The 26,274-nt window shown below is 40.4% G+C and carries 25 protein-coding genes and 2 pseudogenes; 8 read left to right on the forward strand and 19 right to left on the reverse strand.

All coding sequences use genetic code 11. The features are described 5' to 3' along the window. Positions 1-58: 58 nt before the first annotated feature. Positions 59-1,684 (reverse strand): MFS transporter, encoded by a 1,626-nt coding sequence (locus tag AC1D69_RS12875; protein WP_495456559.1) that lies wholly within the window; start codon positions 1,682-1,684, stop codon positions 59-61. A gap of 201 nt (positions 1,685-1,885) precedes the next feature. Between AC1D69_RS12875 and AC1D69_RS12880 the strand changes: the two genes are divergently transcribed. Next, on the forward strand, positions 1,886-2,920 hold the full coding sequence (locus tag AC1D69_RS12880) for a CdaR family transcriptional regulator (RefSeq protein ID WP_495456560.1): 1,035 nt from the start codon (positions 1,886-1,888) through the stop codon (positions 2,918-2,920). An 88-nt stretch (positions 2,921-3,008) separates the two neighbouring features. Here AC1D69_RS12880 and AC1D69_RS12885 read toward each other — a convergent pair whose 3' ends face one another. The 12 genes from AC1D69_RS12885 to AC1D69_RS12940 all read right to left on the reverse strand — a co-directional run bounded on the left by AC1D69_RS12885 (position 3,009) and on the right by AC1D69_RS12940 (position 14,966). Beyond that, on the reverse strand, positions 3,009-4,148 hold the full coding sequence (locus tag AC1D69_RS12885) for a glycerate kinase family protein (protein ID WP_495456561.1): 1,140 nt from the start codon (positions 4,146-4,148) through the stop codon (positions 3,009-3,011). A gap of 18 nt (positions 4,149-4,166) precedes the next feature. Then, positions 4,167-5,462, reverse strand: a complete 1,296-nt coding sequence (locus AC1D69_RS12890) for a GntP family permease (RefSeq protein ID WP_495456562.1) — start codon at positions 5,460-5,462, stop codon at positions 4,167-4,169. A gap of 496 nt (positions 5,463-5,958) precedes the next feature. Further along, positions 5,959-6,459: a CarD family transcriptional regulator gene (locus AC1D69_RS12895; RefSeq protein ID WP_495456563.1), complete on the reverse strand. Its 501-nt coding sequence runs from the start codon at positions 6,457-6,459 to the stop codon at positions 5,959-5,961. 73 nt (positions 6,460-6,532) lie between these two features. Beyond that, positions 6,533-7,624 carry a GerAB/ArcD/ProY family transporter gene (locus AC1D69_RS12900; protein WP_495456564.1) on the reverse strand — a complete coding sequence of 364 codons (1,092 nt, stop codon included), beginning with the start codon at positions 7,622-7,624 and terminating at the stop codon, positions 6,533-6,535. 12 nt (positions 7,625-7,636) lie between these two features. After that, positions 7,637-7,864: a hypothetical protein gene (locus tag AC1D69_RS12905; protein ID WP_495456565.1), complete on the reverse strand. Its 228-nt coding sequence runs from the start codon at positions 7,862-7,864 to the stop codon at positions 7,637-7,639. A gap of 6 nt (positions 7,865-7,870) precedes the next feature. Beyond that, positions 7,871-9,076 carry a Ger(x)C family spore germination protein gene (locus tag AC1D69_RS12910; protein WP_495456566.1) on the reverse strand — a complete coding sequence of 402 codons (1,206 nt, stop codon included), beginning with the start codon at positions 9,074-9,076 and terminating at the stop codon, positions 7,871-7,873. Between the two features lie 14 nt (positions 9,077-9,090). Next, positions 9,091-10,524, reverse strand: a complete 1,434-nt coding sequence (locus tag AC1D69_RS12915) for a spore germination protein (protein ID WP_495456567.1) — start codon at positions 10,522-10,524, stop codon at positions 9,091-9,093. A 298-nt stretch (positions 10,525-10,822) separates the two neighbouring features. Next, positions 10,823-11,188 (reverse strand): GntR family transcriptional regulator, encoded by a 366-nt coding sequence (locus AC1D69_RS12920; RefSeq protein ID WP_495456568.1) that lies wholly within the window; start codon positions 11,186-11,188, stop codon positions 10,823-10,825. 1 nt (position 11,189) lies between these two features. Next, positions 11,190-11,846 (reverse strand): ABC-2 transporter permease, encoded by a 657-nt coding sequence (locus AC1D69_RS12925; protein WP_495456569.1) that lies wholly within the window; start codon positions 11,844-11,846, stop codon positions 11,190-11,192. After that, positions 11,839-12,693 (reverse strand): ABC transporter ATP-binding protein, encoded by an 855-nt coding sequence (locus AC1D69_RS12930; protein ID WP_495456570.1) that lies wholly within the window; start codon positions 12,691-12,693, stop codon positions 11,839-11,841. Before AC1D69_RS12930 ends, AC1D69_RS12925 begins: the two co-directional genes overlap by 8 nt. A gap of 229 nt (positions 12,694-12,922) precedes the next feature. Beyond that, positions 12,923-14,317 carry a sensor histidine kinase gene (locus tag AC1D69_RS12935; RefSeq protein ID WP_495456571.1) on the reverse strand — a complete coding sequence of 465 codons (1,395 nt, stop codon included), beginning with the start codon at positions 14,315-14,317 and terminating at the stop codon, positions 12,923-12,925. A gap of 1 nt (position 14,318) precedes the next feature. Then, the gene (locus AC1D69_RS12940; RefSeq protein WP_495456572.1) at positions 14,319-14,966 is read right to left on the reverse strand and encodes a response regulator transcription factor; all 648 of its coding nucleotides are present in this window, start codon (positions 14,964-14,966) and stop codon (positions 14,319-14,321) included. Between the two features lie 237 nt (positions 14,967-15,203). Between AC1D69_RS12940 and AC1D69_RS12945 the strand changes: the two genes are divergently transcribed. Then, positions 15,204-16,013, forward strand: a complete 810-nt coding sequence (locus AC1D69_RS12945; protein ID WP_495456573.1) for a hypothetical protein — start codon at positions 15,204-15,206, stop codon at positions 16,011-16,013. A 162-nt stretch (positions 16,014-16,175) separates the two neighbouring features. On the opposite strand, the gene AC1D69_RS12950 is transcribed toward AC1D69_RS12945, so the two are convergent. From AC1D69_RS12950 to AC1D69_RS12965, 4 genes are all read right to left on the reverse strand, one after another. Then, positions 16,176-16,379, reverse strand: a complete 204-nt coding sequence (locus tag AC1D69_RS12950) for a hypothetical protein (RefSeq protein ID WP_495456574.1) — start codon at positions 16,377-16,379, stop codon at positions 16,176-16,178. A gap of 78 nt (positions 16,380-16,457) precedes the next feature. After that, positions 16,458-17,189: a Crp/Fnr family transcriptional regulator gene (locus AC1D69_RS12955; RefSeq protein WP_495456575.1), complete on the reverse strand. Its 732-nt coding sequence runs from the start codon at positions 17,187-17,189 to the stop codon at positions 16,458-16,460. Next, positions 17,161-19,077 carry a heavy metal translocating P-type ATPase gene (locus AC1D69_RS12960; protein ID WP_495456576.1) on the reverse strand — a complete coding sequence of 639 codons (1,917 nt, stop codon included), beginning with the start codon at positions 19,075-19,077 and terminating at the stop codon, positions 17,161-17,163. Before AC1D69_RS12960 ends, AC1D69_RS12955 begins: the two co-directional genes overlap by 29 nt. Positions 19,078-19,090: 13 nt before the next feature. Continuing rightward, the gene (locus AC1D69_RS12965) at positions 19,091-19,321 is read right to left on the reverse strand and encodes a heavy-metal-associated domain-containing protein (RefSeq protein ID WP_495456577.1); all 231 of its coding nucleotides are present in this window, start codon (positions 19,319-19,321) and stop codon (positions 19,091-19,093) included. 337 nt (positions 19,322-19,658) lie between these two features. On the opposite strand from AC1D69_RS12965, the pseudogene AC1D69_RS12970 reads away from it, so the two are divergent. The 6 genes and pseudogenes from AC1D69_RS12970 to AC1D69_RS12995 all read left to right on the forward strand — a co-directional run. Continuing rightward, positions 19,659-19,968, forward strand: a pseudogene (locus AC1D69_RS12970) (response regulator transcription factor); the annotation flags it as partial. A gap of 44 nt (positions 19,969-20,012) precedes the next feature. After that, on the forward strand, positions 20,013-20,294 hold the full coding sequence (locus AC1D69_RS12975; protein WP_495456653.1) for a winged helix-turn-helix domain-containing protein: 282 nt from the start codon (positions 20,013-20,015) through the stop codon (positions 20,292-20,294). Further along, positions 20,291-21,703: a HAMP domain-containing sensor histidine kinase gene (locus tag AC1D69_RS12980; RefSeq protein WP_495456578.1), complete on the forward strand. Its 1,413-nt coding sequence runs from the start codon at positions 20,291-20,293 to the stop codon at positions 21,701-21,703. Before AC1D69_RS12975 ends, AC1D69_RS12980 begins: the two co-directional genes overlap by 4 nt. A gap of 104 nt (positions 21,704-21,807) precedes the next feature. After that, a complete protein-coding gene (locus AC1D69_RS12985) occupies positions 21,808-22,965 on the forward strand; it encodes a sensor histidine kinase (protein ID WP_495456579.1) in 1,158 nt (385 codons plus the stop codon). Then, the gene (locus AC1D69_RS12990; RefSeq protein ID WP_495456580.1) at positions 22,952-23,596 is read left to right on the forward strand and encodes a response regulator transcription factor; all 645 of its coding nucleotides are present in this window, start codon (positions 22,952-22,954) and stop codon (positions 23,594-23,596) included. Before AC1D69_RS12985 ends, AC1D69_RS12990 begins: the two co-directional genes overlap by 14 nt. A 72-nt stretch (positions 23,597-23,668) precedes the next feature. Further along, positions 23,669-24,625 carry a CPBP family intramembrane glutamic endopeptidase gene (locus AC1D69_RS12995; RefSeq protein ID WP_495456581.1) on the forward strand — a complete coding sequence of 319 codons (957 nt, stop codon included), beginning with the start codon at positions 23,669-23,671 and terminating at the stop codon, positions 24,623-24,625. Positions 24,626-25,307: 682 nt separating this feature from the next. Here AC1D69_RS12995 and AC1D69_RS13000 read toward each other — a convergent pair. After that, positions 25,308-25,490, reverse strand: a pseudogene (locus AC1D69_RS13000) (YeeE/YedE thiosulfate transporter family protein); the annotation flags it as partial. 232 nt (positions 25,491-25,722) lie between these two features. Next, entirely contained in the window at positions 25,723-26,127 is a 405-nt protein-coding gene (locus AC1D69_RS13005) for a collagen-like protein (protein ID WP_495456582.1), read from the reverse strand. Positions 26,128-26,274: the final 147 nt, after the last annotated feature.

Raw genomic sequence — 26,274 nt, forward strand, 5'->3', positions numbered from 1 at the left:
ATCATGAGATACACAAAAAGTCAGTTCCCAAGGAACTGACTTTTCATACTTTTATCTCCTACTCCCCGCGAGACACAGTACCTTTCTCACGTAATGGTATTAATATTAAAGAAGCCACAATGATGAGTACACCTAAAATAGCTGCTGACCAGTATAACCCACCGTACCCATTCTGTGCTGCCATTTTGGTGATTTCAGAAACACTGTTTAGGATCACTTCTTTTAATGCTGGATCTTGGATTGAACCGACGATTTCATTCATTTGATTTGAATCGAACGAACCCGAGCCGGAAGCCATCTGCTGACCAATCTGTGCTAATTCACCTAGTGCATCCGGTGATAAAGAGGCCTGTGCAATGTTGTTCTGTAATACATCCTGGAAATCATTCTTAAAAAGATTACCCATATTGTTATAGCCACGTGCAATAAAGCCTGCATAAATGGTTGGAGCGATGGTCATCCCAATTTGGCGGAGTAAGGATAAAGAAGCAAGAGCAGTACCCTTATCAGATTTCAACCCTTCTGTGGCAAGAATATTTAACGGTGCACCTAAAATAACACCAATGCCGACACCTGCAATCATACTTGAGACAACAAATTGCCATTCCGATTCAATCCATAACGGGAATAAGGCAAATCCGATGGCTGCAATCAACCCAGACATAATCACTGTAAATACTGGGCCACGCTTACTAACAAGTACACCACCTAATCCAGCACCAACCCCTGCTGCTAATGCAAGTGGTGTCATCCAATAACCTGATTTCTCAGCCGTAATCCCCAGTACATTTTCTGTGAAGGCTGGGATGAAAATCATACCCGCTAAAATCCCACCTGATAAAGCACCAATTAGAAGCACCATTAAGAAACGAGGCTGCTTAATTAAGTGTATAGGTAGAATAGGGTCACCCTTTTCTTTTCGTTCTAATCTAGATTCATAAATTACTAACAGGATAAATAACACAATTCCTGCTCCAATAAATCCTGACACGTTAAGCTTCGTAAAGCTTGCCAAGAAATCAATATCAATGTTTGTTAATCCGTACATAATCGAAAGAATAGCGAATGATAAAATAATGGTTCCCATTAAATCTAAACGACCCGGACTTGGATCTGCCGATTCTTTTAGCTTCATAAAGGCAAGAATAAACAACACAATGGCAATAGGCACGTTAATTAAAAATAAAATATGCCAATTTCCCGTTAAATCAAGTAAGAATGAACCAACGTTTGGTCCTAATACTGCCGCTACCCCGTTCATTGCACCTAAAAGTCCTAAATATTTGGCCTGCTTGCTTGGCTCAACAGTACTTAAAATATGGGAGTTCCCGATAATGAAAATACCCCCGCCACCCAGTGCTTGAATGAAGCGCGCAGCTAAATAAAATCCAAATGATGGGCTAAGGGCTACTAATGATGAACCAATTCCAAATAAAATAATTTCAATAATAAATAACTTCTTCCTTCCGTACCTGTCGGAGAGTTTACCTACAATCGGTAAGCTAATCGCTAAACCTAATGTATAAATGGTTATCCCCCATGCGCCCCAGTTATCCGTCACATCAAAAGAACGATTAATGGTTGTGAGCGCTGAACTAATGATTCCGTTATCCAGCTGCGCCATAAATACGCCAATTGAGAATAAAAGCAAGGCCCAGAATTGAGATGATTTTTTAGCCAACATGATTCACCCCTTACAATCTGATATTTTCACCTTCATATAATACACTTTAAAATAATATTATTCAAAGCCCTATCTTATAGCCATACTTCTATATAAGACCATTAATCATTGGTATAATTTCATAAGAAACTTGACCTTGCACACTAATGGTTACACGAGAATGGTTGTTTCGTACTTATACTTTAGGAAGGAGATGCAGCTATGTATGAGTTGGAGCATCATCAGGCCCAGATCATTGTTGATAGAATGATGAAGGATATTCCCTATAACATTAATATTATGGATCATACGGGCATGATCATTGGAAGCGGAAATAAAGAAAGAATTGGTACACTGCATCATGGTGCATTGGAAGCTATAAACCAGAGAACCATTGTGGAGATTCATACAGATGAGCAATTTGTAAAGAAGGGTATTAACTTACCGATTGAATTGAATGGCCATATTGTCGGAGTGGTAGGAATTAGTGGTGAAGTACAAGAAACGCGACCCTTCGGAAACCTCTTAAAATCTGCTGTCATTTTATTGATCAATCAAAGCATCACATTAGAAAAGGAGAACTTAAAGAATAACCTAAAGCAGGAATTTTTCAGTTTGATTATTAACTCAGACACCACTTACACCAAAGAAATAATGAACCAAGCATTAATCTATGGCCTACAGTTAACAAAACCTACCCAAATTCTATATATAGAGTCACCTAATGAGGTTAATGAAGATATCAATATAAGCTTATCCTCCTTTAAAATGTCTAAACATACGCTTTGCTTACTCATTCAGGAAGCAGATAAGTGTGAATCTCTGCACCAAATCATGAGAAATCAGCATCCGAATGCTCTCATTTCAATTAGTAAAATGAACGACACTATTTCTGATGGATTTCAACAAGCCAAATCTGCTATGCGTGTTCTGAAGGGTATCTATTTCAACGAGAAAACGATTATGTATTCCCAATGTGAATTCATAGCCGATATGGCGAAGCTACAAAAGAATGATCCAAAGGCAGAACGGCTGACCCATTTACTCGAAAATAATGATGAATTAATCAAAACACTTCAAGTTTATCTCAACTGCAATCTTAACGCCAATGAAACCGCCAGCAGACTCATGATCCACAGGAATACATTGAACTATAGATTAAATAAGATCTATACTATTACAGGTAAAGATCCCAAAAATATTTTGGAACTCGTGGAACTCATTTTTATGCTGATTAACCGTGTCCAACAAGCATAAACAGCCTCGCCGTCCTTTAGCGGCGAAGAATCGTTTAGCGTTAAAAAGAGGATGTCCCATGTTGCTTTTGGGACATCCTCTTACATTCTTATTTCAACAATCTGGCAATGCTCTCAGATGTACGAGCAACATTTTCCTTACCTTTTGCCAATAAGGTACTAATATCTGCGGCTCCATGTACAATTCCAAAGATGGAGTCAAATCCTTCATCATACAAGACCTCTACATCTTGGCCCACATATCCTGCCAAGGCGATCACCTTGATATCACTGTTAACGCTTTTAGCTGCCTTAGCTACGCCGTAAGGTGCTTTACCGAATTTCGTCTGAAAATCGATACCGCCTTCTCCTGTGAAGCAGTAATCTATATTTTGCAGCTTCTCTTTCAATCCTGTATATTCGATTACAATTTCAATTCCCTTTTTCATTGTAGCGTTGGTGAAAGCAATCAGGCCACCGCCAAGACCACCTGCACCGCCTGCACCTGGTACATCGACAATATCTTTTCCAAGTTGCTGTTTAATTACGTTGCTATAATGTCTTAGATTCTCATCCAATACTGCAACCATTTCAGGAGTGGCACCCTTTTGTGGACCAAAGACAACCGATGCACCTCGTTCTCCGCACAAAGGATTAGTTACATCTGAAGCTACCAAGATGTTAATATTTTTTAATTGCGGAAGCACATTAGTTGTATCGATCGAGTCCAACCCAGATAGACTTCCTCCACCAAGCAACTGTAGCTCGTTTCCTTGTTTGTCTAGGAATTTATAACCCAGAGCTTTAGCCATTCCGGCCCCTCCATCATTCGTAGCACTTCCCCCAATGCCTAGGATGATATCCGTAATACCCTTTTCAATACAATCCTTAATTAATTCACCCGTTCCTAAGGTTGTCGTAACTAATGGGTTTTTGGTTTCCTGCGTAACATGATGAATGCCACTAGCAGATGCCATTTCAATCACGCCTGTTTTGCCGTCTCCCAAAATGCCATAATGAGCAAGAACCGGTATACCAAGAGGACCTGTCACTTCTTTTTGTATCAAGGTGCCGCCTGTTGCATCTACTAATGATTGGACTGTACCTTCACCGCCATCAGCCATAGGAACATGAATACATGTTGCGTCTGGAATAGCTCTTTTTATACCTATCTCCATAGCTTCACATACTTCTTTTGCTGTCATACTTTCTTTAAACGAATCAGGAGCTAACAGAAATACTTTACTCATGATGATTCCCCATTTCCTTTATAAGATAAATCCGAAAAGAACAATTGCTATTATTGTCATCGTTATACCGACCATACCTTCATACAGGACAACCTTCATTCGGTCCTTCATACTCATGCCCATCGCATTACGTGTTACGTGGAAGTAAGTTCCATGTGGTAAACTGTCAATTACCGTAGCACCCGCATGGGTCATAACTGCAGCTGATAGAGGCGCAACCCCTGTATTTAATATCGCAGTTGAGAATGAGCCTGTAGCCAAGATCACACCTGTTGAAGTGGATGCTGTTGCTCCTGCCATCAATATACCTGCTATAGGTGCAAGGAAGACACCGGAAATACCTGTTGCTTCTACAAGAGCAACAACTTCTGCTGGAAGGGTTGACGCTGTAATCAATCCGCCAATGGCACCTGCACCAATAATGATCAGAATCGTTGGTGTCATTCGATGTAATCCTGCCGAACAATAATTCACTATTTCTTTGGTCTTACCTAATGCCACGGAGCCAACTATACCGGCAAAGGGTAGAATAAACAAAGAGTCTATTTTTAAATCTGCGAGGAAACCAACGCCTAATATCGATCCAACCGGACTAATCATCAAAAGAACAATAGCAATTACAGGAGCTACTAGAGCTTTAGATAAAGGTGGTAGATTCGTGTTACTGCTCTTTTCCAATTCCGCAGCTTCAAGCTCTGTTACTTTAGTGCCTTTAAATTTAATTAATGATGCAATAATAACCGCAACTACTAATCCGCAAATAGCTGGGACTAGTCCACCAATCATTACTTGGTTAACATCGAGTTGAAATCCACCTGCCGCTGCAATGGTATTCGGGTTAGGAGAAATGATGTTACCCGCTTTACCACCACCAGATAAAGCCACTAGCAAGGCGATCTTGGAATATCCCATTTTATGACCTACGGACAATGCGATTGGTGCAACAATCAATACAGCTACTGGAATAAATACCCCTACAGCCGTAATAACCATAGTAGCCAATGCAAGCGACAGCATGGCTTTCGTTCCACCGAGTTTATCAACAATAAATTTCGCGATGGTTCCCGCTGATCCAGATTCCATCATTACACCCGCAAATACGCCGGCTGCGATAATCCGTATAACGGTACCTTGTACACTTTGTGTTCCAGAAATGAGGATACTAATGACCTCTGAGAAATTAGCCCCTCCAATAAATCCACCAACAATAGCTCCTAGAATCAACGCATACGTCGGTGCCAGTTTAAACAAAATTAATACGATAGCTAATGCTAGTCCAGCTAAAGCGCCAATCCAGCTAATTTCCAATGCCATCTTAACTCCTCCTTAGGGTAATCATGATTTTGAATTGTTTTGTAACCCCATTGAGCCAATATGAGTAATCACCACAGACATTGTAAGTTTATTCACAATGTAGGTCTTATTCATCCACATTTACTTACATGTGTTGTAGTGAGTAGTTCTATTACCCCTTTAGGGCTTCTGTTTACTATCTTGAATACGTTTTCATTATATTTCTATTACTGACCTTAAACAATTGATATTCCAATGAATATTATTGTGCATATGCACAATATAGTATAAATTTAACAATGTCAAAGAAGAAAACATAGTTACAGCAAGTGATAGGTTGAACGAACTGCGCTTTAGGATTTCGGATCACATATGCTTAATTGTTGTATTTTGTGACAATCCTTTGATTTTTTCTTTAGAAACGCTAAAAAAGCGTTAATCCTAAGGTTAACGCTTGAATCAATTCAAATGTTAGCTTAGATGCCATGTAAGAGAATCCTATGATTGTCCTTAAAGTTTACTGATTCTCCATAATGATATGATTAACCTGTTCTGATATGGATTCGAAAGTTGTTTCCAATGAGATAGCCATCTCTTTAAACAATATACTCTCGATAGAAGTTAACAAAACTTGGTCATATGTACCAAACTTTTTATTGTTCAATTCTATTTGATGCTTTTTACGGAGTAATGTATTAGCAACTTTAGCAATCTCTTTTCGATTTCCTTTTGATACGATATTGGCATACGTTTGATGTCGTTCGTTATTTTTATCGATCCACTGTATACCCGGCAATCGAAAGGATTCAATAATTTTCTCCGCTTCGTTCCTTTCAATGAGATCTAGCATAAGGACGGATTTACTATCTACTGGAATACTGATTTTTAACTTTGCCCCGTTAAGTGGATGTAATTCGTAATAGTGCTTTGATTCACCCTCTATGGTTTTTACGCTTATGTTATCTATTCGGCAAACGCCATGTCCTGAATATATAATCAAATCACCCACATCAAACATTGTTGAATTCACCCCTCATGTCGTCAAGTTGACTGTATTAAGATTATGTCCAATTTTGAAGAGCTTATGATGGTTACGTTTTTCCTAACTGACCTCTTAACTTGCCAACCAGCCATAGTACTATAGGAAAGACGATACCGAACATCATCGCATAAAAAGGCCATACGGAATTAAACTCACTTATATATGAGATGTTAGGCCAAATATAATGGGCCATGGCCAACGCGATTAGTATTAGAGGAATTAAAAGACTGTTCGACTGTCGAAGATGGAAGGCATCTGCAAGTCCTTGTGCTGAAATGTATAGTAGGAAGGCAAGGCGAAAAAAGATGGTAACAAACCAGAATACGGCAACGCCAATTTCAAACCGTTGAAGAAACTCCCCGATACTGATTGTTCGGTCAATAAAATAAGTGGGATACGTTAAATTTGCCACAACTCCTTCACTCATCACTGCAATCATTTGCAGAACCATGAGAAAGTACATGCTAGCGCTAATCAAAGCACTTGTTATTACTGACTTTCTCCACTTTTTCGGATCAGGGATGTGCTGAACAAAAAAGAGAAACAAAATCGCTTCTAAAAAGGGAAAGGCAAACAAATAAAATGATGCATTAAAGATAGGTTTAAAACCATACTCAAACATAGGGAGCAAATTATGTAGCTCTGTTTCAGGAATAAGAGTTACCCTCACGAATATATACAGAATCAAAAGCAAAAAAAACAATATTTCTGCACACCGACCAATCACAACAGGACCCGAACGTACGGCGTAAAAAATCACGATAAGCATGATGACATATATGGCTTCATAGGGAGTCTCCGGCATAATAGATGTGGTGATAAAGTCACCTAGATTTCGAAGCGTCATGATGAACTCAAGAAAGGGAAATAAAAAAATAAAAAGGGTAGCTATCATTGTTCCGCCCAAGGATCCGAAGAGACCACGGAGATATCCCACGAAAGATTTTCCATTCATTTGCCTAGCGATGGTTGTATATAAAGGTATCAATAACAGATGAAATCCTAGGGAGAGTGGAATCGAAATCCAAGCATCCTGTTTAGCCGCAGTGGTAATTATAGACGGCAACACTAGATATGAGCTTCCTATTTGATACAGTGCAAACCACGTAATGGCTTGCCGAAAAGTTAAGTTGGTATTCATTCCAAATCTCCCTTACATATTATATTTATACAATAACTCACTTATGGGTTGGAACAGGAACTGGATAACCATTAGTGGACTTGGGAGCTCAATGTTGAAGATATGCAGTAAGGTCAATATTGAACCTATAGTCAATAATACTAAGCTAATCACCACTTCACGTACGTAATGTTGATCCTTCAATTTTTTTAGCTCGTATAATGATGCTAGGATGGAGACTGCAAGAATCACATATAGCATTTACATTCACTCCTGATTGTGTTCCGTATCCATCGGACTCATGATTTTCCCGACACGGTTTAGACGATATTGGATATGGACATCCACCTCGATTTTTTGAAATCTCTTCCCCCAGTCATCTTTCCATGTATGCCATTCACGAGGGAACTTCCGATGAAAGGCTTCTCCAAACCCGAATATATCGGAACCCATTTGTTGTGCATTCCGAACGCCTTCCTTCAAGATCTGTTCCTGCTGCTCTCTAACTGCATCTTGAAAATCTTTAAATACCCTACCATCCTTCAAGTTCGCATTGCAGGCAACCTCTCCGATATTGGATTCCATATTTACAAATAGGGAAATATGAGGTTCATGATCTATTACTTCTGGATGTATCTTTACCTTAGAATTGATTACTTCAACGGCAAATTTCCCCTTGGAATCCGGACAATCGATCGAGCCTACTGTACTAGAGACACGGTTCGTTATATAGGTGAACGCCTTACTTTTGGATTCATCCATCCAACCGATAAGTCGATCCTTCTGAAAGACACCAATACCGGTAAATTCGTAACTTGTATGTTTAGGTGAACTTTTCACATTCTCAATACTTAGACCTTTCTCCAGATTTCTCAGTCGTATGCCGGTTAGAACAGGTTCAATGCCTTCTTTGGCGAACCGCTGCAACAAATCCTTCACATTGACGGCGGAGGTGGGTGCCCATGCCTTTTCGGACACTTTTAATGCCTTATACATATCCATTGCAGGCAAAACCTCGGTTGGAGCAACAAAAGTAACAGCGTCCTTAGCCGAATTGCCTCTGACAACAGCCAAATAGAAATCAGGGCGTACTTCAGGGTCACGAAACAGGAAGTCCAAAGATTCTTTAATACCCTTTCTTGCAGTTTCCTCATCGAAGATCACAAACTTTAAGTGAGACATATACATTTTCCTGGATGATTCGGTTGTAAATTTTCGAACAGCTTCAAATATGGTATCGGCACGTTTTGAAAACACAATCGTTGGTGAGCGTTCCATGGTTCGGTTCATTGACATTTGCGATGGATCGACCACTTGTACACTAATCTCATATTGATCACCAACGGTATCGATGCCGAGAGCCACGACGACCGACAATTCGTTCAATTCTTTACTATTCCAGCACCCGGTAAGAACAGCCAATAGGAAAGAGGAAATAAGCACGGATATAATGGTAGATCGGTGCAGATTCATTATGCCTTACTCCTTTATTTTTTACTTTTGGCTCTTTTATTTCCAAATGGAAAACGTAATATAGCATCTCTTTGCTTCGACGAATTGTAATTAGCTAAGGGACTCAAGTAAGGTACACCGAATGAATCTATCCCATTTAAATGGACTAAGAGCATAATGATCCCAACAGTCAATCCATATACTCCGAACATAGCTGCCAACCCCATGAACCCAAATCGCAATAGTCTGATTGGAAGGGCCATGGTGTATGAAGGGATAACAAAGCTGGAAATAGCAGTTATTGCAACAACAATGACCATAACAGCTGAGACGATGTTTGCTTCGACGGCTGCCTGTCCAATAACAATTGAGCCAACGATGGAAACCGCCTGACCAACCGTTCTCGGCATGCGAAGACCTGCTTCTCTAAGAATTTCAAAAATGACTTCCATGATCATCGCCTCAACAAATGCCGGAAATGGGACCCCTTCTCGTTGCGCAGATAAGCTTAATAACAGGACCGTTGGAATCATATCTTGATGGAACGTCGTTAATGCAATATATATGGACGGTGCCAACATACATATAAATAGTGAAAAATACCTTAATATGCGAATGATACTGCTATAAATAAAAGATTGATAATAATCTTCTGCGGATTGTATGAAATCCACAAACACTGCAGGCGCAAGAAGAACGAAGGGCGTTCCATCAACAAATATCGCGATTTTCCCCTCCATAATACCTGCAGCAATAGAGTCAGGACGATCAGAGTTATAGAAGGTTGGGAAGATGGAGAGTTGTTTCCTACCACGGAGGCATTCCTCTAGATATTCACTCTCAAGCACGCCTTCTATAAGCATGTTCTTTATTCTGGATATCATATTCTGCACCATATCCAGATCAGCGATCTCATGTATATACATGACCGATATGTCGGTCTTTGTCTTTTCCCCAACTTTAAGTGTACATACTCGTACTCTTGTATCCTTCACCTTGCGGCGAACCATTGTCGTATTCGTACTCAAAGTTTCCGTAAACGACTCTTGTGGACCTCTGACAACAGGCTGCGTCTTCGATTCTGTAATGCTACGTTCTTCCCATCCAGGTAAGGGAATGCCCAATCCATCATCTATACCGTCCAATAACAGGAGGAGGCTTCCAGAGAGGATCTGATCCAACGCATCTTCAAAGCTCTGAACGAAGTTTGCTTCTCCGACGTCCAGAATATCATCCTTTAAAAATGTTAAGGTCATCATCTCATCTGAAGAGGTACGGTCATGCAGCGGCCGAATCACATTATCCTGTATCTTCTGCATGTCCGTCATTCCGTCTAAGTAAAAAAGAGCAGCATGTTTATTACCGATTGTCATTTTACGAACAATAAAATCCGAACTGCTTCCCATGAAATCACAAATGAGATCGATATTCTGACTTAATGACTTGGAGAATTTAGTTTGTACCTTCATTTTTCAATAATCCTCCCTCCGATCTGTACGATTTGGACAAAGACCTGGAATGGTAAATATGATCTTTCTGTACTTTATGGTTATTGAAATCCGCCCTCTAAGGCAATTTTTTGTAGTATGTGTAATTATTTATGTAGTATCCTGAAACATCATAAAAAACCAAGTAATTCATTGCGCTCTTTATTTCGCTACACAAAAAATCCCCTCCAAGTACCATCGTATCCACATGCTAATACATGAGGTTTTCTACGAATGATTACTTGAAGGGGACGAAGACTTATCGTCAACAACTCCGGTATTAATAAATCTTCTTCAACAGCTCAATAACTTCATCCAGGGTGAGGCCAAAGGATTTGTAGTAGGATGTGTCGCTTTCCATTTGCTTTAAGATCATTTCGTTCCGGATTCGCAGCATCTCCTCGGGAGAGAACTCGGCTACAAAACACCCTTTACCTGTTACGGTATTAATCAATCCACTCCGTTCGAGCTCTTCCCAAGCTTTCTTTACAGTGATGACGCTAACGCGAAGCTCTTGGGCTGCTTGTCGAATGGGTGGCAGACAATAGGCGCTTTCTAATTTGCCTTTCAGGATCTGGGCGCTGATCTGTTCGAAAAGCTGTTGATAAATTGGTTTCTCAGATGTATTCGAGATAGATACGTTCATTTTATAGAATCTCCACTTTTAGGAATCGTTTAACCGCCATCCGATAGGCAATCATGATCAATGCAATAAATATCACGATTCCTCCGATCAGAATAGAGATTTGAAGTCCTGTATTATTGGCCCCGGAACCATTGAACATATCGGACACAACATGACTTTGGACTCCAATCCATTGGGCAACTCCGGCGAACAGCATAGCGGCTGTTATGGATACAATCGCTGGGATGCCATATTTATATGCCGTCTTGTAATACATCGGGATAAAGATTACGTTGAAGATCGCAAGCATGATGAAACATAACCCCCAGAATCCCAAGTGCGGTGCGAAAAAAATATTGTCCAGATTCGGATATAAGCGGAGGTTAATCATGCCAAATATCATAGCCATAACGATATGCAATAATTCCAAGATGACGATAACAAACACCCTTGCTTTCACGATGTCTTTTTTGGTGACGGGCATCATCGAGGTAAACATCAAATCATTCTGCGCTCTAAATTGGCCAAATATATTCGGTATCGTGATCCAGCAGAAATATAGAATGACAATGAAATACAACCATCCGGGAATAAGCATTAAGGACCCTAAAATAGCAGGTGTGATCAGGAATATAGAACTTATCCCTATTTTTAAATCCTTCATCACTAAATTATACATACGTATCCTCCCTTTTCGCAAAATAAATCATGATTTCCTCAAGACTCGGCGTGGTTGCTCTAATATCGGAAGAAGAATCAAAGTCTCCGGAATGAATCAATCCAGTAAATCCAAAAGAGTTAACTTTATAGGAAATCATCTTTGCTTTCACCTGGTCTAGTTGGTTTTCGTTGCCACTCAGTAAGCGATAGGACTCCATAAGTTCGTTTTTCTCTGAACTGGCGATGACTTGCCCATTATTGATAAAAGTTATGAAATCCGCGCATTTCTCTAAATCCGATGTAATGTGAGTAGAGAAAAGAATGCTTATTTCGCCATCGATAACGAGTTCTTGAAAAATATCCAACAGATCGTCTCTTGCAGCTGGATCGAGCCCGCTTGTCGGTTCATCGAGGATGAGAAGCTTTGCGCCGTGGGATAAGGCAATGGCCAAACTGTACTTTACCCTCATTCCCGTCGACAGTTCAGCCACTTTTTTGTTTTCATCCAATTTGAATCTTCTCAGATAGTTATAATAAGTTTCATCATTCCAATTCTTGTAGAACTTCTTGATGATATCAGTCAATATTTTTATCTTGCTGCGAGGATAGAAGTCAGTACCACCAAAGGCGCATCCAATCTCCTGTTTTAATTCGATTTCATGTTCGGCGATATCCTTTCCCAAAATACGTACTTCACCGCTGTCGATATGAATCATATTCAGAATTGATTTGATGGTGGTCGTTTTTCCCGCGCCATTGGCACCGATGAAACCCATAATATAGCCCTTCTCTAGTTGAAACGTTATATCCTTTAACTCAAAGTTCGGGTATTTCTTGTTTAAGTTCCGAATATTTAATGCCAGCATGTCATACCTCCTCATAAAAATTGTGTATATTGTGTATACACAATATATCACGGAGGATTGTTGAAGTCAATTGGGACATTACCTAATTTTAGAATATTTATTGAGTAAATGTTAGTGACGTGCTAGACCATTAATCACAAGAAGGGAGCTTTCCCCGAAAGTAGATTTTTCTACCTAAGGGCAAGCTCCATTTTCAAAATAGCCGATATTTGTTCTTAACCTCTTTAAGTTAACCTTCTTGAAAAGTGACCTTTGCTATTGTATTCTCATTAGGCTTTGAAGAAAAGGATAACTCTGCATGATGCTTCTTAGCAATCTGCGCACATAATGCGAGTCCCAATCCATTTCCCCCTTCTTTTCTACTTCTTGCCTTATCTACTCTATAAAATGCTTCTGTCACCTGAAGGAGCTGATTCTCTGTCATTCCCTTTCCGTTATCTTCTACTTCAATAATTTTTTTCCCTTTTTCAAAATAAGCTCTCATCATAATCTTACCTTGTGTGCTACATGCCTTTATTGCATTATCTACTAAGTTCAGAACCATACTTTCTATTAAGTCTTTATTTCCCTTTAAATCTTTTAACTCACTGTAATAGACTAATTCTATTTCTTTAAGCTTAATATTTTCGGTTTGATGAATTTTTCCAAACAACTGTTCTATATCAATGGATACCATTACTATTTCTTTTTCTTCACGTATGATTACCAGTTCCAATAAACTTTCCGAAATATTCTTTAACCGTGTACTCTCTGATAAAATATAATTGGTTGCAGCATACTTATCTTCCTCACTTAAATGCGCCTTCTGCATATATTCAGCATATCCATAGATCGCAGTTAATGGCGTTCTCAATTCATGCGCCAAATCATCGATCAATCGCTGCTTTTCTCTCGCATGGTTCTCAAGCTCTTCCATCTGATATTGAATTTTATCCGCCATCGTATTGAAACTTTGTACAACCTCTGCGATTTCTTTGCCACCCTTAATCTCTAGCTTTTCTTTATATTCTCCATTTGCAATCTTATTTGAAATACTTGAGATTCTTTCTAGCGGTTCAAAAAGATACTCTAATAAAATATACAAGCATATACTTAAAACTCCGGAGAATAGGATACTTGCAATAAATAAAGAGATATTCATCTTCTCCCATTTATTCACTATATCTGTTATGTCTGCATAGTAGACTAACGTATATTGGCTATACTGTTCTGGTAAATTCCCCGATACTTGTATGTATTTCCTTCCATTTTGTGTCTCAACATTGATCTCCGTTATATCTTTTTCTTTAATTATATCTTTATTAGTTAATGTTACTTCTATAGGTAAACTGGAATACATACTCACCTTATCTTTATAAATCTGTAAATATATTTTTTGAATTTCATATTGCATTTTATACGAATCATAAGAACGAGCGATAGCTTCATCTGTTTCATACCCTCTATTGTTCATAGCCATTATGTCTTTAGTCATACTATTCACTAAAAAATAATGCTCTCTTAGATAGCTCTCCTTAATACCTGAAAGGTTATGTTTTGTATTGATAATACTAAATAACATAATCCCAACATTAATAAACAACAGAAATAATACCAAGGTCCATATATAGGTTTTATTTTTCATACTACACCTCTAACCGATAACCTAGTTTATACACGGTTACAATTCTCTTCTCCAACCCCAACTTTTTTCTAAGCTTCTGAATATGAACATCCACCGTTCTTGTTTCTCCTATGTATTCATATCCCCATACTAACTCTAAAAGCTTCTCTCGTGATAAAGCAATGTTTCTATTTTTTATGAGTACCTCTAATAGCTCAAATTCCTTAGGTGTATATTCAACTACCTCCTCCTTCAAAAAAAGCCTTCTACTATGAAATTCAACCCTAACATTATCTAATACAAATGTATCTTCATCCTTCTTGGTTCGCCTTAATATAGCTTCTACTCTTGCAAAAAGTTCTAACATTTCAAAGGGTTTTGTCAGATAATCATCTGCTCCCATGACAAGCCCCTTTACCCGATCCTCTACGCTTCTTCTGGCCGTTAAAAGAATAATAGGAATGCCTTTTACTTGTTCCAAAACCTCAAACCCATCCATTTTAGGTAACATAATGTCTAATACAATTAAATCAAAACTTTTATTTTTTATCATTTCTACGGCTGTCTCACCGTCCATAGCCGAATAGCAGGTATGCCCTACCAAACTTAGGTTTCTCCTTATTAATTCATTAATTGCCTCTTCATCTTCTACTATTAGAATATCTGCCATGCTTTTCACCCCATCCTATTAAACAACTAATATCCTTTTACACTTGAAATATGTACTTAGAGATACTATTCTATTTAAAAATGTATTAATATTTCGCCTTATTATCTCACATTAAAACTTAAATGTTGCCATTCTTCATTTTTTTTACAACTCTATTACAACTTAATAATACTACCTATATATTCTTTTGTTATTTTTAAATTGTCATTAAATAAGAATAACAAGGAGGACAATACAATGTCTCGAAAATCATTACTTCCAAGAAATCTTGCAAAAGACAGCTTCAAAGGTGTTAAAATTATTACTTTTATAGGTGTCGCTTCCCTGATCTTCACACAAGCCATAATAGCTAGTGATCTGGAAACTACCACTAAAGTCCCTACTACTTACAATGTCTCTGAACTTTCTGACTTAGTGAATAGGCAAATTCCTGATGGGTATGTAAAAGCTAATTATGAGGCTATCTATTCCGCTGATACTCACAGTAAAACACCTAGTTCTAAAGATTTATCTTTACAAGAAGCTGCTGAAATAGCTGCCCAAGAAATATTTAAATTTTCCGGCGAAAAACTTAATAACCAAACGCTCCAAATGTCCTATTTCCCTCAAACTGGTGGACCTAATTCTACGTGGGAGGCCCATGTAAACATTACACCTTCCTACCGATTTTTAGCTGAAATAGATGGAAGTACGGGTGAACTCATTCGCAGCAAATGCATTGGTGGTCCTGATATAGACAACAATTTCGACATTGATGCACCTTCAACCAGAATACTCTCATCTCAACGACTGGATTCTGCTCCCAAACAATTTGCTGAACAATTTACTCTTGATGACTCCTATGCAAAAGTCCAGAATCTTATCACAGAAAAAGGTTATATAGCTGAACCTATTAAATCCATAACCTATAAGTATATCTCTACCGATGCATTCGCAGTAGCTTCACATACCTTTGAGGTCACAACGGCTTCTAATAAACTCTATTATGTTGCACTCTCGGAGGATCTTACTCAACTGAGAGACTATGTTGTTTTAGGAACGAAATAATATTACTGATATAGAGCTCCTGGAGATATGAGAGTTACGCCGGAACAGCTGTATACCTAAAGGGTATACAGCTGTTTTATTTTAAAATTCACTTATGATACTTTTCACCTCAACGGTGTGCCCCAAAGTTCAGCGAGCTACAAAACCCTTTTGAGAAATACCTTATACCGATATACCCGAGTGTGTGTCTATCCGCTTGAGTTGAAAGAACGGCTTGCCCTTTGACCAATGGATAAATGGCTGCTCTATGACATAATAAGAGATCATCGCCGCAATATACGAGATTGCGACAACGGACACACTGATGCCTAACCATTGCCACACGTCATCAATACCGGAATTACGATAATCCTTTAAAACGTACATTTCGATTAACGTAGATATTGTCCGCTTAATTTTATTTGATATAATCCGTTGCGTTCTTTGTTTGCTTGATTAGATGTTCTATTCATTCAATTGTTTAAGACTCTCATGGTCTACTATGTTGATTTGGCGTTGACCTACGAGCTTAATCCACCCTTGTTCCTGGAACAAGGCAAGCTTGCGACTTAGGCTTTCCTGCGTTGTTCCGATCATCACTGCTAAGTCTTTCTTACTTACGGGCAGTATTAGCACGTTATCCTCGAGGTGATCATTCTGTTGATCGTGCAACATTACCAGTAAAGTCTTTGCGATTCGTTGCTCAACATCATATAGAGTAAGCTGCTCTAATTTATCTTCTGCCATTTCAATGCGTTCTGTATACCTCTCAAGGAACTTGATAGCAATCTGAGGTGTTCTCAACATTAAATCATTGATGACTTTGCCTTGAATTAGACAAATTTCTGTAGGTTCCAATGCTTCGGCGGTGTTAGTTAATACCGTATGACTGAATAAAGACAACTCCCCAGTGAAATCACCGGGGCTAAGAATACGTACAATCTGCTCCTTACCCGAAGGGGAGTAGCGAGATATCTTCACACTGCCCCGATGGACTATCCATAAATTCGCTGAGGAATGACCAGGAGAGAAAATAACTTCACCCTTTATATATTGTTTGCTAACAGAGACGTTCATGACCTCTATCTTCTCATCAGGCGATAAAACATCCAAAATAGGTACATTGTTGATACATAGTGCTGGGGATTGCTGACCCGCAACATACAATTTACTTGCTTGATGATGATTGCATTCCATTACGAATCCCTCTATTCTTGTTCGATAATATAGGTCGGCTAGTCTTTACGCCTTGGTAGCGTGTTAGACGAATCGCATTAATGATTACTAGCAATACACTTAATTCATGTACGAGCATCCCGGAAGCCATAAATACATTTCTAGTTAACACACCGATTAATAGAGTCATGACGATGACTACAGCGAAGTAAATATTTTGCCTCATATTGTTCATTGTAGCATGGCTAAGTCCCAAGGCGTATGGAAGGTTCACTAGACGATCTGACATAAGTACAACATCGGCTGTCTCGATCGCGACATCAGTTCCTGACCCGCCCATAGCAATTCCTACATCGGCAATGGCTAGAGCGGGAGCATCATTCACGCCATCACCAATCATTGCAACGATATATTCCTTCTGCAGCTCTTGTAATATCTTGACCTTATCGTCAGGTAACAGTTCCGCGTAATATTGATCAATTCCAAGTTCATGCGAGACCGCAGCTGCGGTCCGTTCGTTATCACCCGTTAACATGACTACCTTTTTAACACCAGACTTTTTCAAGTTATGAACAAGTTCAAAGGCATCATCCCGTAATACATCTGCAATAGAGATTAGCCCTAACACCCGTTTATCATCCGCGACAAAGACGACCGTCTGTGCCCTATTCTCCTCTTGAGATACGTAATTGGCTACTTCCTGATCATAATGAATGTTGTGGTCCGCCATTAACCTTCGATTTCCGATAAATAGATTCATTCCTTCAACCGTGGCAGCTACCCCTTTGCCGGGCAACGCCTCGAACTGTTCTGCGGGTATAATCTTAGAAGCGAATCTCGATGAAGCCTCCGCAACGATGGCTCTAGCCAAATGGTGCTCGGATGCATATTCTGCACGGGCTATCATCTGCAGGAGCTCATCCTCGTTCATGTGAAACATCTTGAGTCGCGTGACCTGGGGTTTACCAATGGTGAGTGTACCTGTTTTGTCAAAAGCGACCACTTGAACTTTCCCCGCCGTTTCTAACGTCTCACCACCTTTAAACAGAATACCGTTCTTTGCACCGTTCCCGATTCCAGCTACGATAGAGACCGGAGCAGAGATAACCATGGCACCCGGGCAAGCAATAACTAACAATGTCAGTGTTAATTCAATATCTCTAGTAAAGGCATACACGATAATAGCTAATATAAAAATGGCAGGAGTGTAGTAACGAGCGAATTTCTCAATGAAATTCTGCGTTGGTGCTTTCGATTCCTGTGCTTCCTCGACCATATTTAGAATACGAGCAAACGTTGTGTTGTCACCGACCTTCTCAGCGATAACTTCTAAATATCCATGCTCAATGACCGTTCCGCTGAATACTTTCGCATCCTTGTCTCTACTGACTGGAACGGACTCTCCTGTAATAGCTGCTTGGTTGATCGTAGCTTTTCCTTTGAGAATAGTACCATCCACCGGAATGCTTTCACCGGGACGGACTAGAACAATGTCTCCTTGGATCACTTCATCAGGTGATAACTTAACCTCTATCCCATCACGCATGACAGAGGACGTCGTAGGTGCCAGATCCATCAGTGTTTCCAATGAAGAGCGAGTCTTTTCAATAGTTCTCGCTTCTAGATATGAACCGAATATGAATAGGAACGTGACAGCTGCCGCCTCCCAGTATTCCTGGATTGTGATAGCCCCGATGACCGCTACTGTAACGAGTGCTTCAATTCCTAATATGTGATAACGTAATGCTTGAATGGCATTCATCATAATCGGATACCCTGCGCTAAGCGCGGCTGTAATCATGAGCATATTAGAGTATAAATCCAGCACGTTCCATAATTTCAGTAGAAAAGATATAGCGATAAGCAGCCCAGAAATCACTATAACCCTTTCTTTCTTCTTTCTAGACATGATGCATACCCCCTTATTTAATGTTTAGAATTTGAAAGCCCAGGTCGGTGATGACTTTACCGACACCCGCAGTATTAACAATATTCTCATTGTGACTTACTTTTACCTTGCTTGAAGTGAAGAGGACTTTTACCTCAGATACGCCATCTTTGTTATTTAATGCTGTTTCGATTTTCTTAATACAGCTAGGACAAGTAAGTTGTTCTAATTGGAAAGTTGTTGTTGTTGTTGTTGTTATTGTCATTGTAAATCCCCCTTAAAAGTGTAAGTTATCTTCTTGCTAATTTCAGTATAGGTTGAACCTTGTCATGTTAAATTGATATAGATCAAGATTTAAAATAATATGTATTTTTTTCGAATAAAACTAGGAAGAATCCATACATAAATTAGACCACATCAGATATACCTCTAATACAACCGGAGACGAGCTGAACGTATAGAATATATATTTTTCTATCTATTATTGTTATGATTTGATCGTAAACCAGATTGGTTTCATGTCATTAAAGTAGGAGGACTGATTCAAGATCAATCAGATATTAATTGTAGATGATGAGCCTGAAATTCGGCAGCTAATCCGAATACATTTAGAACAATCAGACTTATCCGTTATTGAAGCTGGGTCAGGACGCCAAGCTATTCAATACTTACAGAATCACGCCATAGAACTAATGATACTGGACCTCATGATGGATGATGGCAACGGGTTTGAGGTGCTTCGCTATTTGCGTGAGGCAAATGCTGGGCCATTAGTTATTGCTCTCAGTGCAAGACGAGAAATACAGGACAAAATCTTAACACTCGGATTAGGTGCAGATGATTATGTCACTAAGCCCTTCAGCCCGATGGAATTGGTTGCTCGTGTGCAAGCACAGTTAAGAAGACACCGCCCTCAATCTACTTATCCCGCTAAGGTTCTTCGTTTAAATAAATTAGTGCTGGATATCGACAATTATGTTTTGCGAAATGATGGAAAGGCTTTTCCCGTAACCCCAGTAGAATGCAGACTTTTAGCATTGTTCATGCAGAATCCAGACCGTGTGTTGACCAAAAGGGAAATTTACAAGCAGGTATGGAATCATGAAAACTTTGATGGCAACAATTTGAGTGTTTTCATAAGCAAACTACGTAACATTCTTGAACCAACGGAGGGTTCTCCTCATTACCTTCATAGCATACGTGGAATCGGGTATAGGTTCTCAGGAGATGGACAATGAAGAATCAAACCAAGCTGTGGTTACTTATGCTTATTAGTGCAACCATCAGTATTCTTGTGTTTATTCCACTAAGCATCGTTATTGGGAATATAGGAAATCAGGGGTATGATCTAAAAAGCCTGAACAACGTCTCCCAAGAAATCCTTGATACGGTTGAAGACCATCGAGCTTTTCATGCTGCAGACATAACACCAATACTAGATAATGCTCATCGAAGCCATCCTAATATTCGCTTTGAGTGGATTGCAGCAGATGGTTTGACGATCTATGATACCTTCGGGGAAAAGAAACATTATAATTTTCAACAACTTGCAGATCGTATGATTCATATGCCCGAGACCCTATGGGGCACCGATGATCCAGTTACACTTACTTTTTCTATTAGCCAAGAGGACAAACCCTATTATCTACTCATGGGGTTGTCCAGTGACGCCATGAAAGAGGGCCAATTTTACTTTTTCATGCGTACCTTTAAAGCTCTGTCTGTTTTTATGTTACCGTTAATTGTTGCTTTCATCATTCCCTATCTACTATCTCTAAGGTTCTTCTCTTCCATGAACAAACGCATCAATAAGCTCAATTATGCTATGGGACAGCTTAACCTCCAAAGTGAAATCACTGTACTTGAAGACACCAAAAAGGATGAAATTGCCCTACTTACTGCGCATTATAATGCGATGGCTCGCCGTATCCAGAATCAAGCCGAACAAATCAAGCAATTTGATAATAGACGCAAACTATTACTGTCTAATCTTTCCCATGATCTACGCACCCCACTAACGATGATTTTGGGATACGCGGAAATGATTCGCACTGGATTATATAAGGATGAGAAGGAGCTGCAGGCAGGTGCAAAGGTTTTGCTGCAACGCTCTCGTTATATGGATAAGCTATTGGATCAATTGTTAGATATTGCTCGGCAGGATGAAGACAATATAGAGATTCATGTTACATTGGATAATCTATCTGAAATCATGAGAAAAATTGCTGCAGACTACCTAATGTTCTTAGAAGGGCTAAATTTCACTATTGAAGTAAATATCCCTGACAAAGATATCGAAGCTTGGATTGATTCATCCCTAATCGAACGTGCACTGAGAAACCTAATCGATAACGCGATCCGTTACGGTTCAGATGGTCATTACCTTGAGATCGGGATTTCGGAAAATGATGATGCCATATTCATGACGGTTATCGATAAAGGCCGTGGCATTTCTTTACAGAATCAAGGGCATATTTTTGAGCGGTTCTACCGTGTTGATAGCAGCAGAAATGGCGAAGGACTTGGCATCGGATTATCCATTGTTAAAGAGATCATTACCATCCATGGTGGGTCAATTATGTTGACCAGTACTCCTTATGAAAAGACAGTGTTTGAAATCCAGTTACCGCATCATCAACGTAAATAGTAGCAAATTGTTGGAAGAAAGCTATAATGATACACTAGATTCAGTGATACTTACTTATTTTACTAGTAAAGTGAGATGACGTTATAAAAAAAATATTATCTTTCATGGATTGGGGCATATTTACTCTTCGGTTCTATCATTATATTTTGTTGTTTATCCGGTTTTTCACAGAAAGTGAGCTTTCGAACCATACATTGTTAAACGTCATCTGGCTGATGGCAGCACTTATCGTTCCTATGATATTCTGGTTTCCTGGTCGGCGGATGAACAAAGTCTGGTTTTGCATACTAGAGCTATTGTTGGGCGGTTCTTACTATGTGAATTCTGTCTTCCATCCAGATCTGACTTCAAGAGCAGACTACTTGTTGCCTAGTCTTACAATGGGGTACTTATTGACTAAGCAAACGCTATGGGTTATTCCCGCAGTTACTTTAGTTCCTTTTATCCTTCAGTCTCACTTAAAATCACCTTGGGAACAAACGCTTAGTATCGGAGCAGACAATCTGTTATTCTGCTTCATCGGTATATGGGTAAGCTTCGTAGCCAATGCATATTATCAGAAAAATGAACTGGTAACCGAAGTGGAGCAGCAAAATAAGCTGTTAACCCACTACGCCGCTCAGATTGAGAAGATAACTTTGCTTGAAGAGCGCAACCGTATGTCCAAGGAGCTTCATGATACACTGGGTCACTCCTTTATCTCACTCATTATGAGCCTTGATGCTTCCATAGCCCTTATGGATCGCAAACCTGCCGAGGTCAAAGATCGGTTAATTCGTTTAAGAACATTGGCTGAGCAAAATCTGGACGACATGAGAAATATCGTACATGAGATGGGAGAAGAAGATGAAGAATCTACTCTTATGCAACAGGTTGAGGCGCTTATGGCTAGCTTCCAGGAGCACACTGGAACAATCGTGACTTTGAATACGCTGGGGGCAGAGCAGCCGATCCGTTTTGAAGTGCGACAAACGATTCTTCGGGTCATCCAGGAGTCTTTTACAAATGCATTAAAGCATGGGAAAGCGTCTCAACTGCATTTGGAGTTTCGATTCTCCGAATCAATGCTGCAATTATCCATTCAAAATAATGGAAAACCAATGGATAAGCTGGAATATGGCTTCGGCTTGACCTCTATGAAACATCGGGTTGAGCGGCTGGGTGGCCACCTGTTTGTGTCATCCATGGTGGGAACTGCAGCGATCACTGAAGTCAGATGTGAAATTCCGCTGAAAGGAGCGATGCTGCATGGCAAAAATTAAAGTGCTGCTTGCCGATGACCAAGAATTAATTCTGGAGAGTCTACATATCGTACTGTCCATGGAAGAGGATTTAGAAATTGTCGGGTTAGCCAAAAATGGGGAAGAAGCAATCGAAGGCTGTGAGCAGTTTCAGCCGGATATTGTGCTGATGGATATCAATATGCCCGTCATGGATGGGGTTGCAGCAACGGCCATCATTAAAGAGCGGATACCTTTAATCAAAGTTATCATGCTGACCTCCTATCGAGAAGTAGAATATGTGTTGGCAGCACTAAGCCATGGGGCTGAAGGTTATCTACTCAAAGCCATCCATCCCAAGGATCTGGCTGCAGGCATACGGGTGGTACATGCGGGAGGGACTTTAATCACGCAGGAAATGGCAAGTAAAATGATCAAAAATATGAACAATACCACCACCACAAAAAGTAATGAATACGGACTCAGCGCCCGTGAAATAGAAGTACTACATAAGCTGGCTTCTGGCTTGCGCAATCAAGATATAGCTGATGCGCTGTTTCTTAGCGAAGGAACAGTTAAAAATTACATCTCGACGATTTATTCGAAGCTTAATGTGAGGGGGAGACGAGAGGCCGCCCGTAAAGCCCGAGATTCAGGAATCATGGATCACTAATAAGCCGATATCCAAGAAGCTGGCACTTACTATGGGTGCCAGCTTCTTTTGGCATGGTCATATGAGTAAATCATGACAAAAGCGCACTCTCTCTATATGACTTTTTCAGCCTATACTCATAACTATCAAGCGATAGAGGAGCTGAAGCAAGACATGAAGAAAATGACTGTATACAAAGAAAAGCAGCAAATTGGTGAGAAATTAAGTATATGGCGTTCAATAATGAGCTTTCCAATCATCTGGATGATTGTAGGGACGATCGGCATTATTCTCGTGGATGCACTATTTCGGCCATTAGCAGAGCAAACAGCGGGATTTGCCTCCCTTCTTTTAACACTAACGGCTGGGGTTGTGGCCATCATCATCTATGGGCTAACAATGAAATACATCGCCCATCGATCAGTTCCTGAGATATCAAGAAAACACGCAGGAATTGAAGCTGGCATGGGATTACTAATCGGAGCAATCTTTATGATCGTGTCTACTTTAATTATTGTTGCTGCAGGAGGTTATTCCCTTCAATGGGCGGGTGCTGCGGATACGGGCTCTGTTATAATTCCTTCTATTACAGCAGCTCTAGGGGCAGCCATTGTTGAAGAACTTATCTTTCGCGGGCTTATGTTTCAAGCTATTCAGAAATTGGGGAACAGCTGGATTGCGCTGGCTGTGACCTCACTATTCTTTGGAGTTGCCCATCTTGGAAATCCAGGAGCAACGCTATGGAGTGGGTTTGCTATCACCTTAGAAGCCGGGGTTCTACTTGGAGCTGCATTCTTGTGGCGACGGAACCTGTGGTTTGCCATGGGACTACATTTTTCCTGGAATGCAATTGAGGGTCTGCTTGGGATTCCCGTTTCTGGGCACGCAGCAAGCGGTCTGTTTACTGTAAAGGTGAACGGTGCTGCACTTCTCACAGGGGGGGATTTTGGACTCGAGGGTTCTATTATTCCAGTTATAATCAGCCTTCTAATTGCCATTCCCATGCTGATTGGCGCTGCACGAAATCGGGCGTCGTTAGGAAAGCAATGAGCCAGAAAAACGCAAACAGACTGGATAAATAATAAATCAACTACCGAGGCATTTAGAAACAACAGGCACCTATTGAGGTGCCTGTTGTTTTCGCCCTACTTATGGTGCGGTTCGCCCGCTGTCTCTAACGGTGATGGCCCTCCCCTGATTCACTTTGATCATGTGTCTTGGATCCTTACTTGGATTCGATGCGACTTAACGGACTGGCACCCTCCTCCAGAGCTTTCTGGGCTGCCAGCCAGCTAGAATCGTTGAAATTGAGTGCATTGCAAAGATAAGAACATGTGAGCTGCTGGAGCATAGCAACTCGTTCGGGATTCTCGTCCGTTGTCTCCGCTACGTTATACCCGGCAATTCCGCCAAGAGTGTGTTCTGCCCCAAAGAGGGTGAGCAGGCTCTTGCTGCCCGGACTCAAGAAATAGGGGTCGGTGAACCAGTCCGGCCCCCGATTAGACAGCTGGGATTGGTCATGATCCCCTGCTACTATCAGGGTCGGCGTCTTCATGTCGGAGAAGCTCGGGTTCATAAATGGGAAGTGCTCTGCCGCAAACGGAGTCAAGTCAGCCCCCAGATAGGTTAAATATAAATTGAACCGGCCCCTTCCTCCAAATAACGGAGGGGCGTTTTCAATATACAGAGGGTTTCTCTCGACTAATAAAAAACTCACCCGCATTTCTACGCCGCTCATTTTGGCACCGAATAAGGAACCTAAGAAAATACCTAGTACTAAAAACACACCCCAATTGAGGAAATCCATATTCCCTGATACTAAGTACTGTAAAATGTTCGCCGATGGTGTTGTAATGCCTAAACCAAATATACGGCCAGAAGCCGCACTTAACGGCCAAGCTAATGTAGCAATTAAAGCAAATACACCAACGATCTGAATGGAAATGGCAATCAAAAGAGCATAAAATATACGATTGTCTTTCGCTATATACATATCTCTGAACCCAGAAAACCTCCATATATGAGAAAAAGCCACCTTTATATCGGTAGCTTCGGTCTTAGACCCAATTATGTTTCACTCTTTGTGTGAAATTGAGATTCGCCCTTTATAGAGAACAGTCCGCAGACCGTTCCCTTCGCTGTCTCACTTAGAAGCAGGTGAACGATCGAATCTGATTTAGATCAGTTCCGTAGTATCCCCAGAATATACCGACCCATCTGAACCCTGCAACAGAATTACGCCCAACGAAAACCGGGAAGAACCAGAATTGCTCTCCATTGTTCATCCAAATGTACGTGTTGCGGAATAGGCAGCCTCGGATTCCTCCGGGATCGACAGCAAATGTGGTGGTCTGCATTTGTGGTACGAATTGCGGTGGAGGAGCTGTTGGCGCTTGGGCGCCTCCTGGTGCACCTCCCGGAGATCCACCTGGAAACCCCGGCCCTCCCTGTCCTCCCGGAAATCCCGGCATGCCAGATCCTCCAGGTCCTCCAGGTCCTCCTGGGAATCCCGGAAATCCTCCGCCAGGTCCTGGTGGTGAAAATAAACCCATATGTGGTCACTCCTTTCAACTAGTAGGCATAATCATCATATGCTTTTGCTGAGAGAGCGCCTGTGTGAATGCCCATAAATCGGACATGATTAGTCTACCTGATTCAAATGCATCTTACGGTGTGAGCAAATTCCACTATCGACCTAG

It is taken from the genome of Paenibacillus sp. Y301 (assembly GCF_059445505.1).